At 44.6% G+C, this 16,157-nt stretch carries 16 protein-coding genes; 6 read left to right on the top strand and 10 right to left on the bottom strand.

What is annotated here, in order from left to right; genetic code table 11:
• The first annotated feature begins 22 nt into the window (after positions 1 to 22).
• The 4 genes from JGK22_RS12190 to JGK22_RS12175 all read left to right on the top strand — a co-directional run bounded on the left by JGK22_RS12190 (position 23) and on the right by JGK22_RS12175 (position 3,148).
• Positions 23 to 568 (top strand): hypothetical protein, encoded by a 546-nt coding sequence (locus JGK22_RS12190; RefSeq protein WP_293231136.1) that lies wholly within the window; start codon positions 23 to 25, stop codon positions 566 to 568.
• Between the two features lie 33 nt (positions 569 to 601).
• A complete protein-coding gene (locus tag JGK22_RS12185) occupies positions 602 to 1,051 on the top strand; it encodes a DMT family transporter (protein WP_293312950.1) in 450 nt (149 codons plus the stop codon).
• A 600-nt stretch (positions 1,052 to 1,651) separates the two neighbouring features.
• Positions 1,652 to 2,608, top strand: coding sequence for a hypothetical protein (locus tag JGK22_RS12180; RefSeq protein WP_293186478.1), 957 nt, complete (start codon positions 1,652 to 1,654; stop codon positions 2,606 to 2,608).
• 195 nt (positions 2,609 to 2,803) lie between these two features.
• The gene (locus JGK22_RS12175) at positions 2,804 to 3,148 is read left to right on the top strand and encodes a GNAT family N-acetyltransferase (RefSeq protein WP_293186477.1); all 345 of its coding nucleotides are present in this window, start codon (positions 2,804 to 2,806) and stop codon (positions 3,146 to 3,148) included.
• 43 nt (positions 3,149 to 3,191) lie between these two features.
• Here JGK22_RS12175 and JGK22_RS12170 read toward each other — a convergent pair whose 3' ends face one another.
• The 6 genes from JGK22_RS12170 to JGK22_RS12145 all read right to left on the bottom strand — a co-directional run bounded on the left by JGK22_RS12170 (position 3,192) and on the right by JGK22_RS12145 (position 11,253).
• Complete coding sequence (locus tag JGK22_RS12170) at positions 3,192 to 4,364, bottom strand: TRC40/GET3/ArsA family transport-energizing ATPase (RefSeq protein WP_293186475.1); 1,173 nt, start codon at positions 4,362 to 4,364, stop codon at positions 3,192 to 3,194.
• A 72-nt stretch (positions 4,365 to 4,436) separates the two neighbouring features.
• Entirely contained in the window at positions 4,437 to 4,709 is a 273-nt protein-coding gene (locus JGK22_RS12165; protein WP_293312948.1) for a hypothetical protein, read from the bottom strand.
• Positions 4,710 to 4,892: 183 nt separating this feature from the next.
• Positions 4,893 to 5,996, bottom strand: a complete 1,104-nt coding sequence (locus JGK22_RS12160; protein WP_293312947.1) for a hypothetical protein — start codon at positions 5,994 to 5,996, stop codon at positions 4,893 to 4,895.
• Between the two features lie 18 nt (positions 5,997 to 6,014).
• Complete coding sequence (locus JGK22_RS12155; protein ID WP_293205854.1) at positions 6,015 to 6,620, bottom strand: Uma2 family endonuclease; 606 nt, start codon at positions 6,618 to 6,620, stop codon at positions 6,015 to 6,017.
• 267 nt (positions 6,621 to 6,887) lie between these two features.
• Positions 6,888 to 10,109 (bottom strand): efflux RND transporter permease subunit, encoded by a 3,222-nt coding sequence (locus tag JGK22_RS12150; RefSeq protein WP_293205856.1) that lies wholly within the window; start codon positions 10,107 to 10,109, stop codon positions 6,888 to 6,890.
• 547 nt (positions 10,110 to 10,656) lie between these two features.
• Positions 10,657 to 11,253 carry a thioredoxin family protein gene (locus tag JGK22_RS12145; RefSeq protein ID WP_293211387.1) on the bottom strand — a complete coding sequence of 199 codons (597 nt, stop codon included), beginning with the start codon at positions 11,251 to 11,253 and terminating at the stop codon, positions 10,657 to 10,659.
• A 177-nt stretch (positions 11,254 to 11,430) separates the two neighbouring features.
• Between JGK22_RS12145 and JGK22_RS12140 the strand changes: the two genes are divergently transcribed.
• Positions 11,431 to 11,835, top strand: a complete 405-nt coding sequence (locus JGK22_RS12140) for an NIL domain-containing protein (RefSeq protein ID WP_293149705.1) — start codon at positions 11,431 to 11,433, stop codon at positions 11,833 to 11,835.
• Positions 11,836 to 12,036: 201 nt separating this feature from the next.
• A complete protein-coding gene (locus tag JGK22_RS12135) occupies positions 12,037 to 12,480 on the top strand; it encodes a hypothetical protein (protein WP_293186347.1) in 444 nt (147 codons plus the stop codon).
• 879 nt (positions 12,481 to 13,359) lie between these two features.
• Here the strand turns inward: JGK22_RS12135 and JGK22_RS12130 are convergent.
• The 4 genes from JGK22_RS12130 to JGK22_RS12115 all read right to left on the bottom strand — a co-directional run bounded on the left by JGK22_RS12130 (position 13,360) and on the right by JGK22_RS12115 (position 15,932).
• Positions 13,360 to 13,953 (bottom strand): shikimate kinase, encoded by a 594-nt coding sequence (locus JGK22_RS12130; RefSeq protein ID WP_293186345.1) that lies wholly within the window; start codon positions 13,951 to 13,953, stop codon positions 13,360 to 13,362.
• Between the two features lie 22 nt (positions 13,954 to 13,975).
• Positions 13,976 to 14,851, bottom strand: a complete 876-nt coding sequence (locus JGK22_RS12125) for a LapA family protein (protein WP_293186343.1) — start codon at positions 14,849 to 14,851, stop codon at positions 13,976 to 13,978.
• 371 nt (positions 14,852 to 15,222) lie between these two features.
• Entirely contained in the window at positions 15,223 to 15,351 is a 129-nt protein-coding gene (locus JGK22_RS12120) for a hypothetical protein (RefSeq protein ID WP_293312946.1), read from the bottom strand.
• Positions 15,315 to 15,932: a flavin prenyltransferase UbiX gene (locus JGK22_RS12115; RefSeq protein WP_293186339.1), complete on the bottom strand. Its 618-nt coding sequence runs from the start codon at positions 15,930 to 15,932 to the stop codon at positions 15,315 to 15,317. The genes JGK22_RS12120 and JGK22_RS12115 overlap by 37 nt, the downstream gene beginning before the upstream one ends.
• Between the last annotated feature and the right edge of the window lie 225 nt (positions 15,933 to 16,157).

The raw sequence follows: 16,157 nt of genomic DNA, 5'->3' as shown, positions 1-16,157 counted from the left end.
GTTCCTTAACAACTAAACCGGAATGATGCTGACACACTACCACCACAAAGATGATGCTCCTTTTCAAACCTTGTCTTCTTTAGCTGACGAAGACGCCTTGAGCGTGATTTCAAACCTGCGCGATCGGGCGGGGTCGGTTTATCAAAGATTTAGAGATCCTGAGAAATACTTGAAGCAACGGCGAGAAGCTGAACATTGGGTCAGGCAAGCATTCATCAGCAAGGGAGGGCGACCCATCTCAGCCTATCCTCACTATTTTGTAGTTGAAATAGCAGTGTGGATTGAAGAAGGATATAACGGGCAGAGTCGTGCGGTTCAGTTTCCAGTCTCAGCTTTTCAGTCCGAACAGGTCAGCTTCACCTATCCCGACAGTATGATTAGTTATTGGTTGCAGAGCCAAACTGACCAAGTTTTCTATCGTCCTGAGTATCACGGTCAAGTGTTCGTGCTGAGTGAAATTTGCGAGATGATAGATGCGTTTGGTATTCCAAGTGAGGAGTGGCGAATAGAAGCAGCACGAAGATATGATCTGTTCATTGAGGCTCAGGTGTGGACAAATATTCCATAGTCGTTGGTTGCAGCAGCACAATAATTCTATATCATGTTTACTCGAATCGTCCTCTTTCTTCTGGTTGCGATCGGCGGAGCGGGACTGACAATCCACATGGCTTGGAATGCGCGTTTGCGATCGTCAACCGGCTCTCCGGTTCTCACTACAATGATCTCAGTATTCGTAACTCTGCTTTCACTCGCTTTAGTGTGGGCCAGCGGAGCGACTAATCGGGGCTCCATTCCCGCATTCAATTCTCTTCCACAATGGGCCTGGTTCGGTGGGGTTTTTGCAGCATACTATCTTGTTGCATCATTGATCGCAATCCCGAAATTAGGTGTGGCGGTGGTTTTTTCATTGGTGATTGCCGGACAGATGATTGCGGCACTTGTCTTGGATTCTACTGGCGCATTTGGTGTTACCCAGATTTCTCTCAGCGTGTCTCGCATCTTAGGAACTGCATTATTGCTGATTGGAGTAATCCTGATTCAAAAACAGTGAGAATGCCTAATTTAGACGCACTAAGGAATGAGAATTAAATAACTTATAATTTGATGATTCTTGTGGGATGGGCCAGAAGAGCCCGTCCAGAAAGAACGGGCTCTCCCGCCCATCCCACAAACTTGTGTAAATTATTTAATTTGCGATCCTCAGCGTGGGTGTGACGATTAATCCATCACCTAATAGATTGCGATCGGCGCTGACTTGATGTTGCTTGCTAGCGATCGAGCGGACTAATCACTCCCTACGACTAATGCTTGACTCGCACTCGATCGCGTGCAGGTCTAAATAATAATGCCCGAAATTTTCCACATAACACCACGATTTGGGTGATTGGGCAGAAACTTTCGGTCTAATCAGATAAAATAGGGATTTTAGGCATAAACTTTCGGCTTTTGAACCCATATAGGGTGTTTAGCCAGAAACTTGACAATCAGCCTAAACGGCCTGTAATATTAGATATACCAATCCTAAATGATTTGCTGGCATTATACGCTAGTAAAACGCTTACACTCCAAAGGTTCTGGCATCCATCAATTTTTCGACTGATTTAGGGCTGCTATAGTTAGGTTTTATCTGTTTTGAGGAAGGATTATAACTATGTCTGATTACCAAATTGAGAATGTTGTCCTTGGATTTGCAACTAATCTAAATCCAGAGAGACTAGAGGTATTTGCAAAAACTCTTCGTAGCGTTTATGCTCCTCAAGTATGCGACTTAGTAATCTGCACGAATAATGTTAACAATCAGCTTTGTCAAATAGCCAAAGAGTATTCGGTAACATTTTCATACACTCCAAATACCTATTCCTTTAGTGTAAATAAGTTCTCGAAGCTTCTAAATAGAAGTATACTCTACCCAACAAAATGGCTAGCACTATCAACTCAAAATATACCGTCATTAAGAGTTATATTTTACGAAATGTACGTTCAACTATTGAAGCTATGGCATCATCCTCATTTTGTCCGGTGGTTCAGTTACAGAGACTTCCTAAAAACGAATCCACAGTATAAGAAAGTCTTTATGTCAGATGTAAAAGATGTAGCTTTTCAGTCACCCTTTTTTGATGAGGTAGATTCCTCAGAATTACACTTTTTTAAGCAGGATGTCCAATATGGAGGTGACGATTACTGGGATACAAAGTGGTATGGCGATAGCTACGGTTCCAAGGCTTTGCAAAAGGTGGTAGGCAAACCAGCTATTTGCATTGGCACAATTATGGGAAGCTCCAAGGGAGTCGATGCTTTCCTTGAAGTTCTATGTGCAGAAATTTTGAAAACTCCCTTTATTGGTATCGAGCAATCAGTCTTTAATCATCTTTTCTATACTGATGGGTTTAATAATATTCCGTTTGAAGTTCATGAAAATGCCGTAGGCCCTGTACTAACAATTGCTGGCGAATCCTTGAATCGCTTTAAAGTTTGTCCTGATGGAGTATTCACTGTAGATGGGAAATTGGCTTCGGTCATACATATGTATGACAGACATCAAGAAACTTTCGATTACTTCTCTAGACTATTGGGATACGAAATCAAACAGGAAGGTCTAGCGAAATGATCGAACTTATTCTCTGTATAAGGGTATAATTTTTGTGTTGATGCGCGATCGAGGTATTCTGGAAGCCTTGACCACTGATAGACACTTTGACCAAGAGGGTTTTACTCGTCTGTTGCGATCGGCAGACTAACACTAATACACGCAGAAACTCTCTTTGGTCGCGAACAACCAGCGGTTGGGTACTTCGCTTTCATCATGGTACACCATTTCAACGATCGCACCACAATGATGAATTCAATTGCCTATCGACCTCCGCAGCTTGGGGACGAACAAGAAATTAGTCCTTGTATGTGGGCTTCTGCGGATCTATGGGAGCTCACAGATGGAACACCAGAAAGCGTTGCCGAATGGAAAAAGATTTCTGACCTAGAAGAATTAAGAGCAAGAATCTTTAGTAGCGAGAAAAAGCTAGTCGCTACATGGAATGGGATAGTTGTTGGTTTTATTGCATTTCGGAGAGGGAATCATCTGTCGTTGTTGTTCGTCCGCAGAGAATTTGCTGGGCAAGGAATCGGTAGAGAACTATTCAACAGAGCTTAGGCAGGCAAACTATTTATATTGTGCCTGCGTAAGTCCTGTTAAATTAAGCAAACTTAATCTTCAAATAATCATCCTCCATCTTCGCCCCGGAAGGTTGCAGTGCAGCTAAAGCTTGCGGCAATACCATATTGCGGCGGTGATTCCCAATCCGAACATTCAACTCATCACCAGTTTTGCTCAACTGAATCTGATCCTTAGCAATTCCCGGCAAATACAGTTCTAGAACATATTGATTGTTGTCCTGCACAATCCTAATCGTATTTTCTGTGTAATAAACTTTGCTAGGATCTTCGTCTTTGTAAAGCGTTTCTTTCAAGCGTTCCAAGGCTGGCAAACCGCACATTTCTTCGGAATAAAGCGGCACTTCTTTCACTGGTAGCGGCCGGAAGTTCTCGTGAATTTCCTGCTTGTACTGCTGCTGGTTTTCTTTCCAGCGCTTGAAAAAGGGATCGGTTACTTCTTCGGGAATAATCCGATTTGCTACGATTAAATCTGTGGCAACATTGTACAAACTCAAATAAGCGTGGGCGCGCAAAGACTCTTTAATTACCATTTTTTCGGGATTAGTAATTAACCTGACCGAAGTCACAGTATTGTCAGTTAAAATCTTTTCCAGAGCTTCGATTTGCTCATAAAATTCATAAGGTGCATCCATCACCTCTTTGTTCGGCAAAGAAAAGCCCGCAATTGGTCTAAAAATCGGTTCAACTAAAGGTCTGAGGGCGGCTGATATGCCTTGCAATGGCTTGTAAAATTTTCTCATGTACCAGCCGCCAACTTCTGGCAAACTCAAGAGCCGCAATGCTGTGCCGGTGGGAGCAGAATCGATAATTAAAACATCATATATTCCCTCGTCGTAATGCCGTTTCATCCGCACCAAACCGAATATTTCGTCCATTCCCGGCAAAATGGCTAGTTCTTCAGCTTGTACGCCATCAAGTCCCTGGGCTCTCAAAACTTCACTAATGTAGCGTTTTACTGCTCCCCAGTTGCCTTCTAATTCTCTGAGGGCATCCAATTCTGCTCCCCACAAATTGGGTTTTACGAGTCGGGCGTCGTGTCCGAGTTCCATGTCGAAGCTGTCGGCCAAGGAGTGGGCGGGATCTGTGCTCAGCACTAGGGTTTTGTATCCCAATTCGGCGCATCGCAGCCCTGTAGCAGCGGCTACGGAGGTTTTCCCGACGCCGCCTTTTCCGGTCATTAAGATTAAGCGCATTGATTTTTGAGCTCGCCTGCAAGTTCTGTTTACTTTTTTATTGTAACGGAATGTAACTTTATGAGACTGAGGCTACAAAATATCAGTCTGTGGGGTACTGGTGGGGCGTCGGCTGGGGTGGCTGGGGTGTCGCTTAAAGGCTTGAAATATGATAGGGGGCGATGATAAATCTTGTGAAGGGCGATCGCGCTTAACATCAAATGCTGTATTAGTATTGTTTGCGATACCATTTTTCAAAACAAATACCAAAGTATTAGTAGGGTGCGTCGCGTGGGAAAAATCCCTAAGAAAAGATCGAAAATCTAATGGCGACGCACCTTGTCCCATTTGTGGGAGTCGTGCCACACAAAATTTATTGAGCATATTTAAATAGATGGTTGTGTTCCCACCCGATGTGTTCGGTGCGTCGCTATCAGATTGTCGGTTAAGTTTAGGGATTTTTCGTGCGCGACGCACCCTACAGATAATGTTGCTGATTCTTTCTTTGTGTAAAAGGCCGGAAAGCCTGTTATTGAAAATTGAGAATTCTTAAGAGATTCCTAAAGATTGAATCAATAATTTACTGTAGGGTGCGGATGGTTGTACCTTCGCCAGCGAACCAAAAATCTCTTTTCCGCCGAAGATAACTAATGTCTTTTGTTTAGAGCGAGGTTCTTGACTCAACACTTGTGAATGAACGGACAGAATGCTATCTGAATCAAAACGATAGAAACAGTGCAAGTCGCCACAAATCCCTTCTTCAAAATCCTTGAGATTAGGGTAAAGTTCATTACATGAACGCGGTTCGTGACCGATTAAAATTAGTTGATCTGATATTTCCATTTTGTTAATATCGATTAGATACATGAGCCCTTCATCAGTATTAACTAGAATGCGATCGTCTGATAGGTAGCACATATAGTAGCCAAAACCGTCATCTGCATGAGGCCATTGGCATATTCCAAGTAGATTACACTCGGGAAAACTGAATCGGCTGATTTGTCGCCCACAATCATGTACAACCACAAATTCGCCACCCGCAGGATGAAATTCTGGAGGCGCTGTGTCATAGTGACAGGGAAATTCCACGGTGTGGATTGTCGTACCATCATCATAAAGCCAGTAGATTTGCTGTCCGCCCTGACCCTCAGCAGCCGAAATAGCTAAAATTTGATTTTCTGGGTGCGGGTGAAACGAGAAGCAACTCGATCCAAAAGGATCTTCGAGCAAAACTTTTCGCTGGATTTGCCATGAATTGGTATCGCGAATTTGAATTTCTACTTCCTCGCCTTCAATTACTTTCATGCACCAAAAACGCAAGCCGTCTACATCAAACCAGCAGTCCTCAAATCCATTATCCCTAGAAGGATTAGGTAGCTGTTCTTCAAAAACTAGCTCGTTTTCTGCTGTCACAATTGCTAGATGATTGCCATTTGCCATAATTGCCGCTAGCAAGTCGCCTTTGGCGCTAATGGCTAAGCAGCTAATTTCGTCTGGAAGCTGGTATTCGTATTTTGGGGAAAAGTTGCGATCGAGTAAAGTGACTTTTTGGCGATCGCCGCTGACGAGCGTCGCCAAGTCGGAATTAATGGGTTGAGTTATGTATGAGAACGACCAGTCAATTTGTCTTTCATTTTTTGGTAAAATCAGCATAAAGATATTTCGAGAATTTTAAGTCGGCATAATGTCGTCAAGTTGCAATTGTAAATTGGGAAATAGATAAGAAGAAATCGGCTCTCCCAAGCGATATTGTTGCTGCTGGTAAACTCCATTAACCAACTGGCAGACTGTGAAAGTAGGTTGCTTGGGAGAGCCGATAAATTGCAAACCCCCCAAGCCTCGAAAGTCCACAATCCAATATTCTGCAATCTTCAAAAAAGCGTATTCTTCCACTTTTCTTGCATAATCATCTTGCCAATTAGTGCTGACCACTTCGGCAACAAGCTTAATTGTACTATCTTTACAAATCACTGGTTCTTTTTGCCAAAGGGGTTCACTACCAAGTTCTGCTTTATCTAAAACAACTACATCAGGACGCAGTGCTGTGGCCTCAGCGTATAGCGGTTTTATTAAACAAGTTTTTGGAACCAACCAATTGAATCGATCGCGAAAAATTTCTACGTAAATTCTACCAGCAATACTACCTGCAACCGCTTCGTGAGGACCAGTAGGTTCCATGTCTCTGAGTTCTCCATCAATGAGTTCATATCGTGTATTATCCCCATATAGGGCAATAAACTCCTCAAAGCTAAGTAGTTTGGATGGGGTGTATGTCATAGGTTCTTTCTTAATGAGATGTAGCTTAATTAAAAGTTTTGCGTGCGGGTAGGGAGTAGAGTTCTGCTAAGTTTATTATACTCGCTCGATTCTAAGTTTATTAGACATCTCCAAAAAACCTTATCAAGAACAGGCAGGATGCCTGTTCCACATTAATTATTGGAGATGTCTATTATACTCGCTCGATTGCATGACCGTCTATGAGGCTGGGGTTTAAACCCCTGCCGGACTGCGGTAAAGCGCGTATTTGCTGGCACTAAATTATCATCAATTCGTAGTTTTCCCCCCCGCCTTCTGCACGGGAACAGCAACCGCTTGCGGTTTCTTCTTCGCCCCAAACATCCCGAAGAAGTCGTGCAGCAAAATATAAAAACACGGAATAATAAACAGCGTCAGCAGCGTCGCCAGCGACAAACCCGAAAACACCACAACCCCCAAAGGTTGCAGAAACTCCGAACCTTCTCCAATTCCCAAAGCGAGGGGAAACAAACCCAAAACTGTGGTAATAGTTGTCATCAAAATCGGACGCAAACGTTGAGGTGCCGCCCTGACAATTGCTGTCGCGCGATCGACCTTTTCGTCTTCCCGAATTTGGTTGGCTAATTCTACCATAATAATGCCGTTATTCACGATAATTCCTACGAGCAAAATTGCCCCGATCATCACCGTCGCCCCGATCGCAGTTTTGGTCACGTACAGCCCGAAAACACCCCCAGCCAACGCCAGCGGCACTGTCAGCAAAATCACCAGCGGATCGACTAGAGAATTGTACTGTACCGCCATCGCGACAAACACTAAAAAAGTCGCCAATCCGCCCAAAAGTTTCAGAGAAGTTTGCAATTGCTGGTTGGTTTCCGCAGCCGAACTCGGCACAATTGTAACTCCTGGCGGCAGCTTTATTTCTGATAAAACTGCATCGACTTGTTTGACAGCATCGCCCAAACTTGCACCGCGATTTAAGTTTCCCACAACTAAGAAAACTTGCCGCTGGTTGAGACGCTGAATTTCTCCCGGCGCTTGGCCGATCGCAATTTTTGCCACATCGCTCAAACGGACGATGCTATTATTGCCAGATAAGGGAATTTGTCCGAGTTGGGCGATCGATTTGACAGAAGTGCGATCGAACTGCACGCGCACGTCTACCAAACGGTTTCCCCGCTGCACTTGAGTCGGAACAGAACCTTCAATTGCTGTTTGAACCGTCTCCCCAATGTCTCGGGCACTGAGCCCGTACAAAGAAGCTCTTTCCCAGTCAGGACGGATTTGCACTTCCGACTGCGGCGCGTCTCCATCCGGCCGAAACCGCGCTAATTTTACCTTTTCATCCAATTCTTTTAATATCTTACGGCCTGCTTCTTGCAATGATTTTTCGGTTGGGCCCTGAAGTATGACATCAATTTCGCCGCCCCTGACTGGGGAATTCGTTAACACTAAACCCCTGATTCCCTCTGGGACTAAGCGCAGGCGAGTGCCTTTTGGAACGTCTATTTTCCTTAATTCCTCAGTCATTCTTTCCGTAAAGGCGATCGTATTTGTGCCTTTTTTCAGCGTAATCGTGCTGCTTCCCCGGAGCAAATTCTCGATCGTATTGTTGCCGAACAGCAGCCCTCCGGCTGTGGTTAAAGTATACTCGGTTTCTGGCTGTGCGAGCAGCAGTTTATCGGCGGCTGCAACTACTTTTTGATTGGTTTCCAAGTTAGTACCGGGAGGAAACAAAGCAAATAATCGGGCTTGGCTGGTATTGATTCTTGGCAATATTTCCTGGGGAATTTGACTTGCCATCACCCAAGTTCCGCAGCCTAAAATTATAAAAGCCAGTGGAATGATAATTAAGCGCAAACCCAGCACTTTTGACAGCACCGCACCGTAAGCCCGCGTGCCGTTTTCAAAGCCGCGGTTGAAATGTTTTATCGGCCCGAATTGACTGACGCCGCTAGAATAAGACATTCCCATCAAGCGAGAAGTCAGCATCGGTACTACAGTTACAGCTACTAGCAAAGATGCTGCTACTGCAAAGCAAATTGTCAAAATTAATTCGCTAAATAGCAGGGAAAAGAAGCCGCCAATCAGCAAAAATGGCAGCACCGATACTAAGTTCGCCGCCGTGGAAGCAACCATTGCTGATTCTACTTCTTGACTTCGCATTACCGACTCTTCTATTGTGAGTTCTTTGCGATTTTTGATTTTGCCTTTTTTGAGGTCGGGGTTGCTGTTTAAACCGACTACAATATTTTCTAAAATAACTACGCTGGTGTCAATTGCCTGACCGATTCCCAAGGCTAAACCGCCCAAACTAAACAAGTTCAGCGACAAGCCGAACAGCCGCATTAAAATAATCGCAGCTAAAGTACACAGGGGAATAGTCAGAGAGATAATCAGCGTTTGTCTGAGGGAACCTAAAAAGAACAAAACGGCGATCGCAGCCAAGACGGCCCCGGAAATTCCCGCATTCGCTACATCGGCTAAGGAATTGCGGATAAAGCGGGATTCGTCTAAGGTAGTAACTACTTTCATATCTGCCGAAATCAAGCCCGCTTTCTGCATTTCTTTGAGGCGATTTTTTACGCCGTCTACAACAGTAATTGTGTTGGCGTCCGGCTGTTTCAAAATGCTGATTTTAACGGCGGGTTTTTGATTGAGAAAAACTTTGACTCGCTGTTCTTCTGTGCCGTCGTTGACTTTGGCAAAATCGCGCAGGTAAACTCGTTTTGGCGGGTTGGAACCGGATATTTGAAAGGAAAGGTTGTTGATTTCGGCGGCTGTTTTAAATCGACCGATTGTGCGAGTCAGCGGTTCGTTGGATTCTTGGCGCAGTCGGCCGCCGGAAGTGTCTAAATTGCGATCGCGCAAAGCACTAAAAACATCGTTAAGATTAACTCCTAAACTTTGCAGCCGGTTCAGGTCAATATTAACTTGAATTTCTTCTTGAACGCCGCCGGAAACGTCAACGGAAGCTACTCCGGGAATTACATTAATTTCCCTGGCTAATTCGTCATCGGCGAATACTCGCAAATCTACGCCTTGGCGCGAGTCTGAAGTCAGCGCAAATTCGTAAACCGGCTGTTGGGAAGGGTCAAATTTAAATAGAGTGGGGGATGCAACGGTATCGGGAAGTCGGTTGCGAATGCGGTTGACGGAGGCTGTGGCGTCGTTGAGGGCTTGGTTGATATCTCCGCCGGGTTTGAAGAATAAATCGACGCTGACTTGTCCTTCGCGGGTGCGGGAAAACACTTGCGTGACTCCTTCTGTGGCGGAAAGTCCTTGTTCGAGGGGGCGGGTAATTTCGTCAACTGCGACTTCTGGGGAGACTCCCGGTGCGTCTAGGCGCACGCTGATGCGGGGATAGGTGATGGAGGGTAGCAAGTCAACGGGCAGTTGGGTGATGTAGAAAATGCCCACTACGACGATCGCCAATGTCAGCATTATAGTGCCGATGTGGCGGCGGATTGAGATGCTGCTAATGCTGAATCCGGGTTTGTCGGCTGTCATGCGATTTTAGATTAGAGATTTTAGATTAGACTATTGGGGATTATTCGATTTTAGATTGAAAAGTTTAGGGTCTCACTCAGCCTGCGAAGGCATGAATCGGGGGATTGCGACCAACTTCTTTTCGATCGCATTTTATTGTTGATTGGGAGCGATCGACTATTTACACTCCACTTTTTGCAATTATAATAAAATTCAATAAAATGTAAATAAAGTTTTTTTGAATATTCCTTTAGAGGTAGTCGCCCTCAACCGAAATTGACATAAGTTGCGATCGGCTGTTGAATTTCTGTAAGTTATCGCAAATAGGAACAGGCAAGATGCCTGTTCCACAAGAATGTTTATTGATTGTGGAACAAGCATCTTGCATTATCACAAATAGGGGAGCATCTCAGTTTTGCAAGAAGCATTTTTTATCGTAGTGCTGTCCCCGCACAGCAAAGCTTGTACAAGCTTTGCTGTGCGGGGACAGCACTGTAAATGCAAAACTGAGATGCTCCCACAAATAGCAACAGGCAAGATGCCTGTTCCCTCTTCCTTCTTCCTTAATTTACTGTACTTGACTTCCGTGGGCGCGCGGGTCTGAACTGCTTGTTTTTACAGGGCCTGTGGCGGGAGTAAAATCAGAAACTTGACCGGAAGATTGCGAGTGCGGTATTGGTTTTCCTGCAATTAAAGCCTCTAAATTATCTTCCATAATACTGCGCGGTGTTTCGCCGATCGTTTCAGCAACGCTGCTGCCTTTATTATTCAAATAGACAAAGTGTGGAATGCCATCTACTCGATATTTGCTGATTTCTGGCAGCCATTTGTCATTGTCTACATTCAGCATGACAAAATTCATTGGTTCGGCATATTTCTGTTTGATGGCGCTTAAGTCCTTAGCCATTGCTTGACAGCTACCGCACCAATCAGCGTAAAATTCCATGAGTGTTGGCTTGCCGTTTGTTAAGGCTGTTGCTATCGGTGCGGAGGCTTTTGCCATTTCGGTGAGACTGCTTGATGGCGTTTGAGTTCGCACTCCTAAGAAGAGGGATACTGAAAGGGCGATCGCTGCTAATACGATCAATAAGTTTCTGACGCGCGCGGCGGCATTTATTTCGGAATCTGCGGGTGCAGGAGTTGAGTTGGGCGAATTAAGACTCATAAAATAAATTGGGATCTTATTTCTATGTTTTTATTTTTAATAAACACTTTAAATTATACCACATTTTGAGATAATCAGACCAATCTCATCAAAAAATTGGCTGAGGCCAGTAATTAGAGCAAGTGCGCTAAAACAATAAGATAAGAAAGATTGTGTTTGTAAATTACCGAGGTAACAGTGAAAAAACGGGTAACGCTGACGTTTCCACAACGATCGATCCAAATGCCTGTCACCTATCGACTGGCCAAGGATTTTAATGTTGCAGCCAACATTATCCGCGCTCAGGTGGCTCCGAATCAAGTGGGCAAACTGGTGCTAGAGTTATCAGGGGACATTGACCAACTAGAAGCGGCGATCGACTGGATGCGATCGCAAAATATCGGCGTTTCCCTAGCCAGCAGGGAAATACTCATCGACGAAGATACCTGCGTTCACTGCGGCTTGTGCACGGGGGTTTGCCCGACAGAAGCCTTGACCCTTGACCCAGAAAGCTTTAAACTAACGTTTGCTCGATCGCGCTGTATCGTCTGCGAGCAGTGCATCCCTACTTGTCCGGTGCAAGCTATTTCTACTAACCTCTAAGCCCGCACACAAATTTATCGGGTCAGCCGATTTTAGATTTTAGATTGAATAATTTTAGATTTACTCGTAGCGCCGTGAATCTGGAAGTTTAAGCATGAGTCTAAAATTTTGGAATCGACCATTATGAGTGCCGGCAAGCAAATAACCGTTTTTGGGCGGGGTCATCTTTATGTTGCTTGGTTCCCCTAATTTGTATATCGAATGAAACTAAATTCTTGGTTTTCCTTAACTCTACTTTTTGTTACTTATTTCATTTTTGGCTGGAAATTATCTGAATTTGATATTCCCCCGCACCTGACTTGGTTTTTCGCCGTGGCTGCTGTTTTAGTGTTAGCTATCGCGTTGTCATTCCCGCTGAAGGAGATAAAAAGATGGCTCATGCGCTGGTTTTCGAGTGATAGTGGGGCTTTTATTTCGATTATTGTAGGAGCTTTTTTGGCAGTTATAGTTGTTACCTGGATGCACCTTTTTGTGACGGTTTTAGTCTTGACTTCAGCCGGAGCTTTGGCAAGACTAGATATTCAAATGTTTGGGCACCAAAGATGGCGGACTTTTGCGATATTAGCTACTATTTCTTTAACTGGTTTGGGGGTGGGCGGAGCGATCGAGTTTTTGTCAAGAACAGGCAGGCTAGTATTACCTTAATGAGGAACGGGCAATTCACCCAACCAAATTCTACAACTCGCAACGGATATTTAGCGCAAAACTATGCGATCGCTCATCAATAAATACATATCGTTTTTTTCAATACCCACCGCCCCCGACTAAGGTCTTCGGGCCTTAATTCTAGCAGTTTTCAAATTTCATGAGGTAGAGCTTCCCAATTACCAATTACCAATTCCCAATTCCCCATTACCAATTAATGAACCTGGAGTGCAACTGAAAACCACTATGGCAATATCAATCTGTAGCGACTGTTGTTCAAAATCTTATTCCCAAGATCCGTAACTCCGGCAGCCAAAAACTAAATCCCAATAAAAAAGCAGCTTTAGGGAGCTGCTCGTCAGAATGCATGAGGTATTGTTTTTAGAATAGGACAGGTTGAATTCGATCGATCTTGGGTTACATTTTTTGATACGAGAGCATTGATGAGTCAATGGACGATCGCAAAATCGTCACACAGGAGGATAACATCAATGCTAATTTTTCCGACAATGAGGTTAGCGTTTAACTGTCCTTGCGCCCTACAGCCCTTCAGCGGTGGGGCCATTTTATTTTTAGAGAGAACTCAATAGCCGACTTTAACGCATCAGACGAGTCTGCCATTAGTTTTTGCACAAAAGCTCCATCGCTTAATCCTCACACTTAATAAAACTTACGCGCCACATTTATTCAAACCCGGTTGATTCCCAAATATTCGGTGGTAAAACCGACACACTCACCCAGAAATCAGTATTTTTACGGAATTCACAAGTCATCAAAAATCGGCTATTTTCCCAGAAACCCGCTTTATGACTGTCTCAATTGATATCAGACTCTGTTTTAGATCCGATCGAGCAACCGAGCCAGAGGGTTAGGACGTTTTTAATTGTCGAAACCGTTGCTTTCTTCTTCCGACTTCCCTCTTCCTTCTTCCTTCTTCCTTCTTCCTTCCTCTAGAACTTTTTTGATTTCCTCGATCGCCCGACGCGCAACTTCTTCAGGCCTTTCGCCTCCGGAAATGCCAACTCGGACATCTGCTTGAGCGTAGAAACGCTCTCGTTCGCTCAAAAGGCTTTCCAACTTAGATTTGAGGTCTCCCTCCCGCAGTAGGGGCCGAGTGCTGTCCGATCGCAGTCGATCGCACAATTGGTTTATCGGCACATCCAGCCAAACCACTATACCGTAATGCAAGTAACCCCAATTTGTCGATCGGGCAACAATACCGCCGCCCGTAGCCACGATCGAATTTTGATAAGCAGCCAATTCGCCGAGCACTTTCGTTTCTAATTCCCGAAAAGCCTCTTCGCCTTCGCGATCGAAAATCTCAGCAATTGACTGATTAGCAACTCGCACAATTAGTTCATCCGTATCAAAAAAACGGTATTTTAATTCCCTTGCCAAAATCCGCCCCACCGTGGTTTTGCCCACACCCATCATCCCGACGAGATAGATATTAACTCCCCTCAACAAATCCACCGTCAAATCCTCCAATATTTTGCTATTTTTTCAGGTTAATCGGGCCGTCGCTGGGACGTGAGTCGTCCTCATCAAAGACATCATCCTCATCCAATCCCCAATCATCCTCTGTGTCTGCACTAGGATTTTGGGGTACTTGGGCGCCACCCCCTGGAGGTATGGGATCTTGCGGGGGAACCAGCACTCGATACTCTGCATCGTAGACAGACTCTGTTTGTCCCACCCCCGACTTGCTGGGATCTCGATAGCCATAGGAGTATACTGAGCCAGCCCAAGACTTGCTTTTTGGTTCCTGCTTCGATTCGTAAGCCCTCGGATTTGCTGCTGGAACGTCATTTACCTGCGGTCGATCGGCAAAATCGCGATCGTCCCCCCAATCATCATCGCTGCCGCCAGAGACCGATTTTGAGCCATCTGAAACCCAATCATCTTCATCATCTGCGGCTTGAATAATTGTCGGTTGATTGTAATTCTTGGCAACAGCAGGGTTTGGAGTTTCTGGTTGGAAAGTCTGCGGAGTGTAGCCTGCCGGTGTCCCGTACTCAGTTCGATCGGAAGTTTGGCTATTTTCTGTCTCAAAATCGGGGTCAATCTCCTGTTTTCTGGGAGGAGGAGGAGGCGCGTAAGCTGTTCTCCTGTCTGCTGAGACAGCCTCACGGCTGCGAATGTTGCGCCCGCTGGGAGTTCGTGTTTGAGATAGGTAATTTGAAAAGGAAAGCAAAGCAGAAATCAATAAAGACGTGACAACTCCCGTCCCCATGCTGAGCAAAATCCAGATAGATAAGGGTAAAGCGGGCGATCGAATTCCCAAAAATACCAGCGATAATGCCGGCTCCACATTTTGTAAGGCAAAAATAGTTAGCCCTACCACAATCACGAGCAATAATACAGGACGCATATCAAATTTTAATTGGTAATGGGTAATTGGTAATGGGTAATGGGTAATGGGTAATGGGTAATTGGTAATTGGTAATTGGTAATTGGTAATGGGTAATTGGTAATTGGTAATTGGTAATTGGTAATTGGTAATTGGTAATTGGTAATGGGTAATGGGTAATGGGTAATGGGTAATGGGTAATGGGTAATTGGTAATTGGTAATGGGTAATTGGTAATTGGTAATTGGTAATTGGTAATTGGTAATGGGTAATTGGTAATTGGTAATGGGTAATTGGTAATTGGTAATTGGTAATGGTTATTGGTTATTGATTATTGATTATTGTCAACTATCAACTATCAACTATCAACTGCCAACTGCCAACTGCCAACTATCAACTATCAACTGCCAACTGCCAACTGCCAACTGCCAACTGCCAACTATCAACTATCAACTGCCAACTGCCAACTGCCAACTGCCAACTGACTACTCTTCTTCCTTCCAGCGTTTGAGAGGAACGCAATCAATCCCCAACTGATCCAAAGCACGAGCCACCACAAAGTCTACCAAATCTTCAATAGTTTGCGGATTGTGATACCAAGCAGGAATCGCTGGCACTATTCTAGCTCCAGCTTCCGCCAACGTAGTTAAATTCCGCAGGTGAATCAAACTAAAAGGGGTTTCTCTAGGTACAAGTACCAATTTTCGCCCTTCCTTGAGCTGAACGTCGGCCGCTCTTTCGAGTAAATCCGAGCTCAAGCCAGCCGCCAACTTGCCTAGTGTACTCATGCTACAGGGAATAATCATCATCCCTTCGGTGCGAAACGATCCGCTAGCAATATTAGCACCAACATCTTGCCAGGGATGACACCGGAGTTTGCCAGAATTGGGTACTCCTGCTTGTTCTCGCCAGAATTCTTCTTGCAAAGTCGGTTCTGCGGGCATTCGGATGTTCTGTTCGCTTTGCCAAACTATGTAGGTAGATTTTGATGCTACCAGTTCGACGGCACGATCGGCTTCCAACAGATATTTTAAAGTCCGCACGGCGTAAATCAGTCCCGATGCTCCAGTCACTCCTACAATCAGCGGGTAGTTATTTGTCATTTGTTATTTGTTAGTTGTTATTTGTTAGTTGTTATTTGTTAGTTATTAGTTGACTGTGGGAGCATCTCACCTTTTGCAAAAAAGCAATTTCTTCACAGTGCGAGCTTAAGAGCTCGCGAGTTGGATAGATCGCGAGCGGGGACAGCACTATAAAATCAAAACTGAGATGCTCCCGTTGACTGTTGACTGTTGTTAATTATTTTTGGATGATTTATGACTATAGTT

The organism is Microcoleus sp. PH2017_08_TRC_O_A (assembly GCF_020738665.1).
Classification (GTDB): domain Bacteria; phylum Cyanobacteriota; class Cyanobacteriia; order Cyanobacteriales; family Microcoleaceae; genus Microcoleus.
This window is presented reverse-complemented; position numbering and strand designations above follow the sequence as displayed.

Coding starts and splice junctions, on each gene's coding strand:
- JGK22_RS12185 (WP_293312950.1), top strand. CDS start 602: ATGTTTACTCGAATCGTCCTCTTTCTTCTGGTTGCGATCGGCGGAGCG.
- JGK22_RS12170 (WP_293186475.1), bottom strand. CDS start 4,364: ATGCGCTTAATCTTAATGACCGGAAAAGGCGGCGTCGGGAAAACCTCC.
- JGK22_RS12190 (WP_293231136.1), top strand. CDS start 23: ATGATGCTGACACACTACCACCACAAAGATGATGCTCCTTTTCAAACC.
- JGK22_RS12155 (WP_293205854.1), bottom strand. CDS start 6,620: ATGACATACACCCCATCCAAACTACTTAGCTTTGAGGAGTTTATTGCC.
- JGK22_RS12135 (WP_293186347.1), top strand. CDS start 12,037: ATGAAACTAAATTCTTGGTTTTCCTTAACTCTACTTTTTGTTACTTAT.
- JGK22_RS12175 (WP_293186477.1), top strand. CDS start 2,804: ATGGTACACCATTTCAACGATCGCACCACAATGATGAATTCAATTGCC.
- JGK22_RS12125 (WP_293186343.1), bottom strand. CDS start 14,851: ATGCGTCCTGTATTATTGCTCGTGATTGTGGTAGGGCTAACTATTTTT.
- JGK22_RS12160 (WP_293312947.1), bottom strand. CDS start 5,996: ATGCTGATTTTACCAAAAAATGAAAGACAAATTGACTGGTCGTTCTCA.
- JGK22_RS12180 (WP_293186478.1), top strand. CDS start 1,652: ATGTCTGATTACCAAATTGAGAATGTTGTCCTTGGATTTGCAACTAAT.
- JGK22_RS12150 (WP_293205856.1), bottom strand. CDS start 10,109: ATGACAGCCGACAAACCCGGATTCAGCATTAGCAGCATCTCAATCCGC.
- JGK22_RS12145 (WP_293211387.1), bottom strand. CDS start 11,253: ATGAGTCTTAATTCGCCCAACTCAACTCCTGCACCCGCAGATTCCGAA.
- JGK22_RS12115 (WP_293186339.1), bottom strand. CDS start 15,932: ATGACAAATAACTACCCGCTGATTGTAGGAGTGACTGGAGCATCGGGA.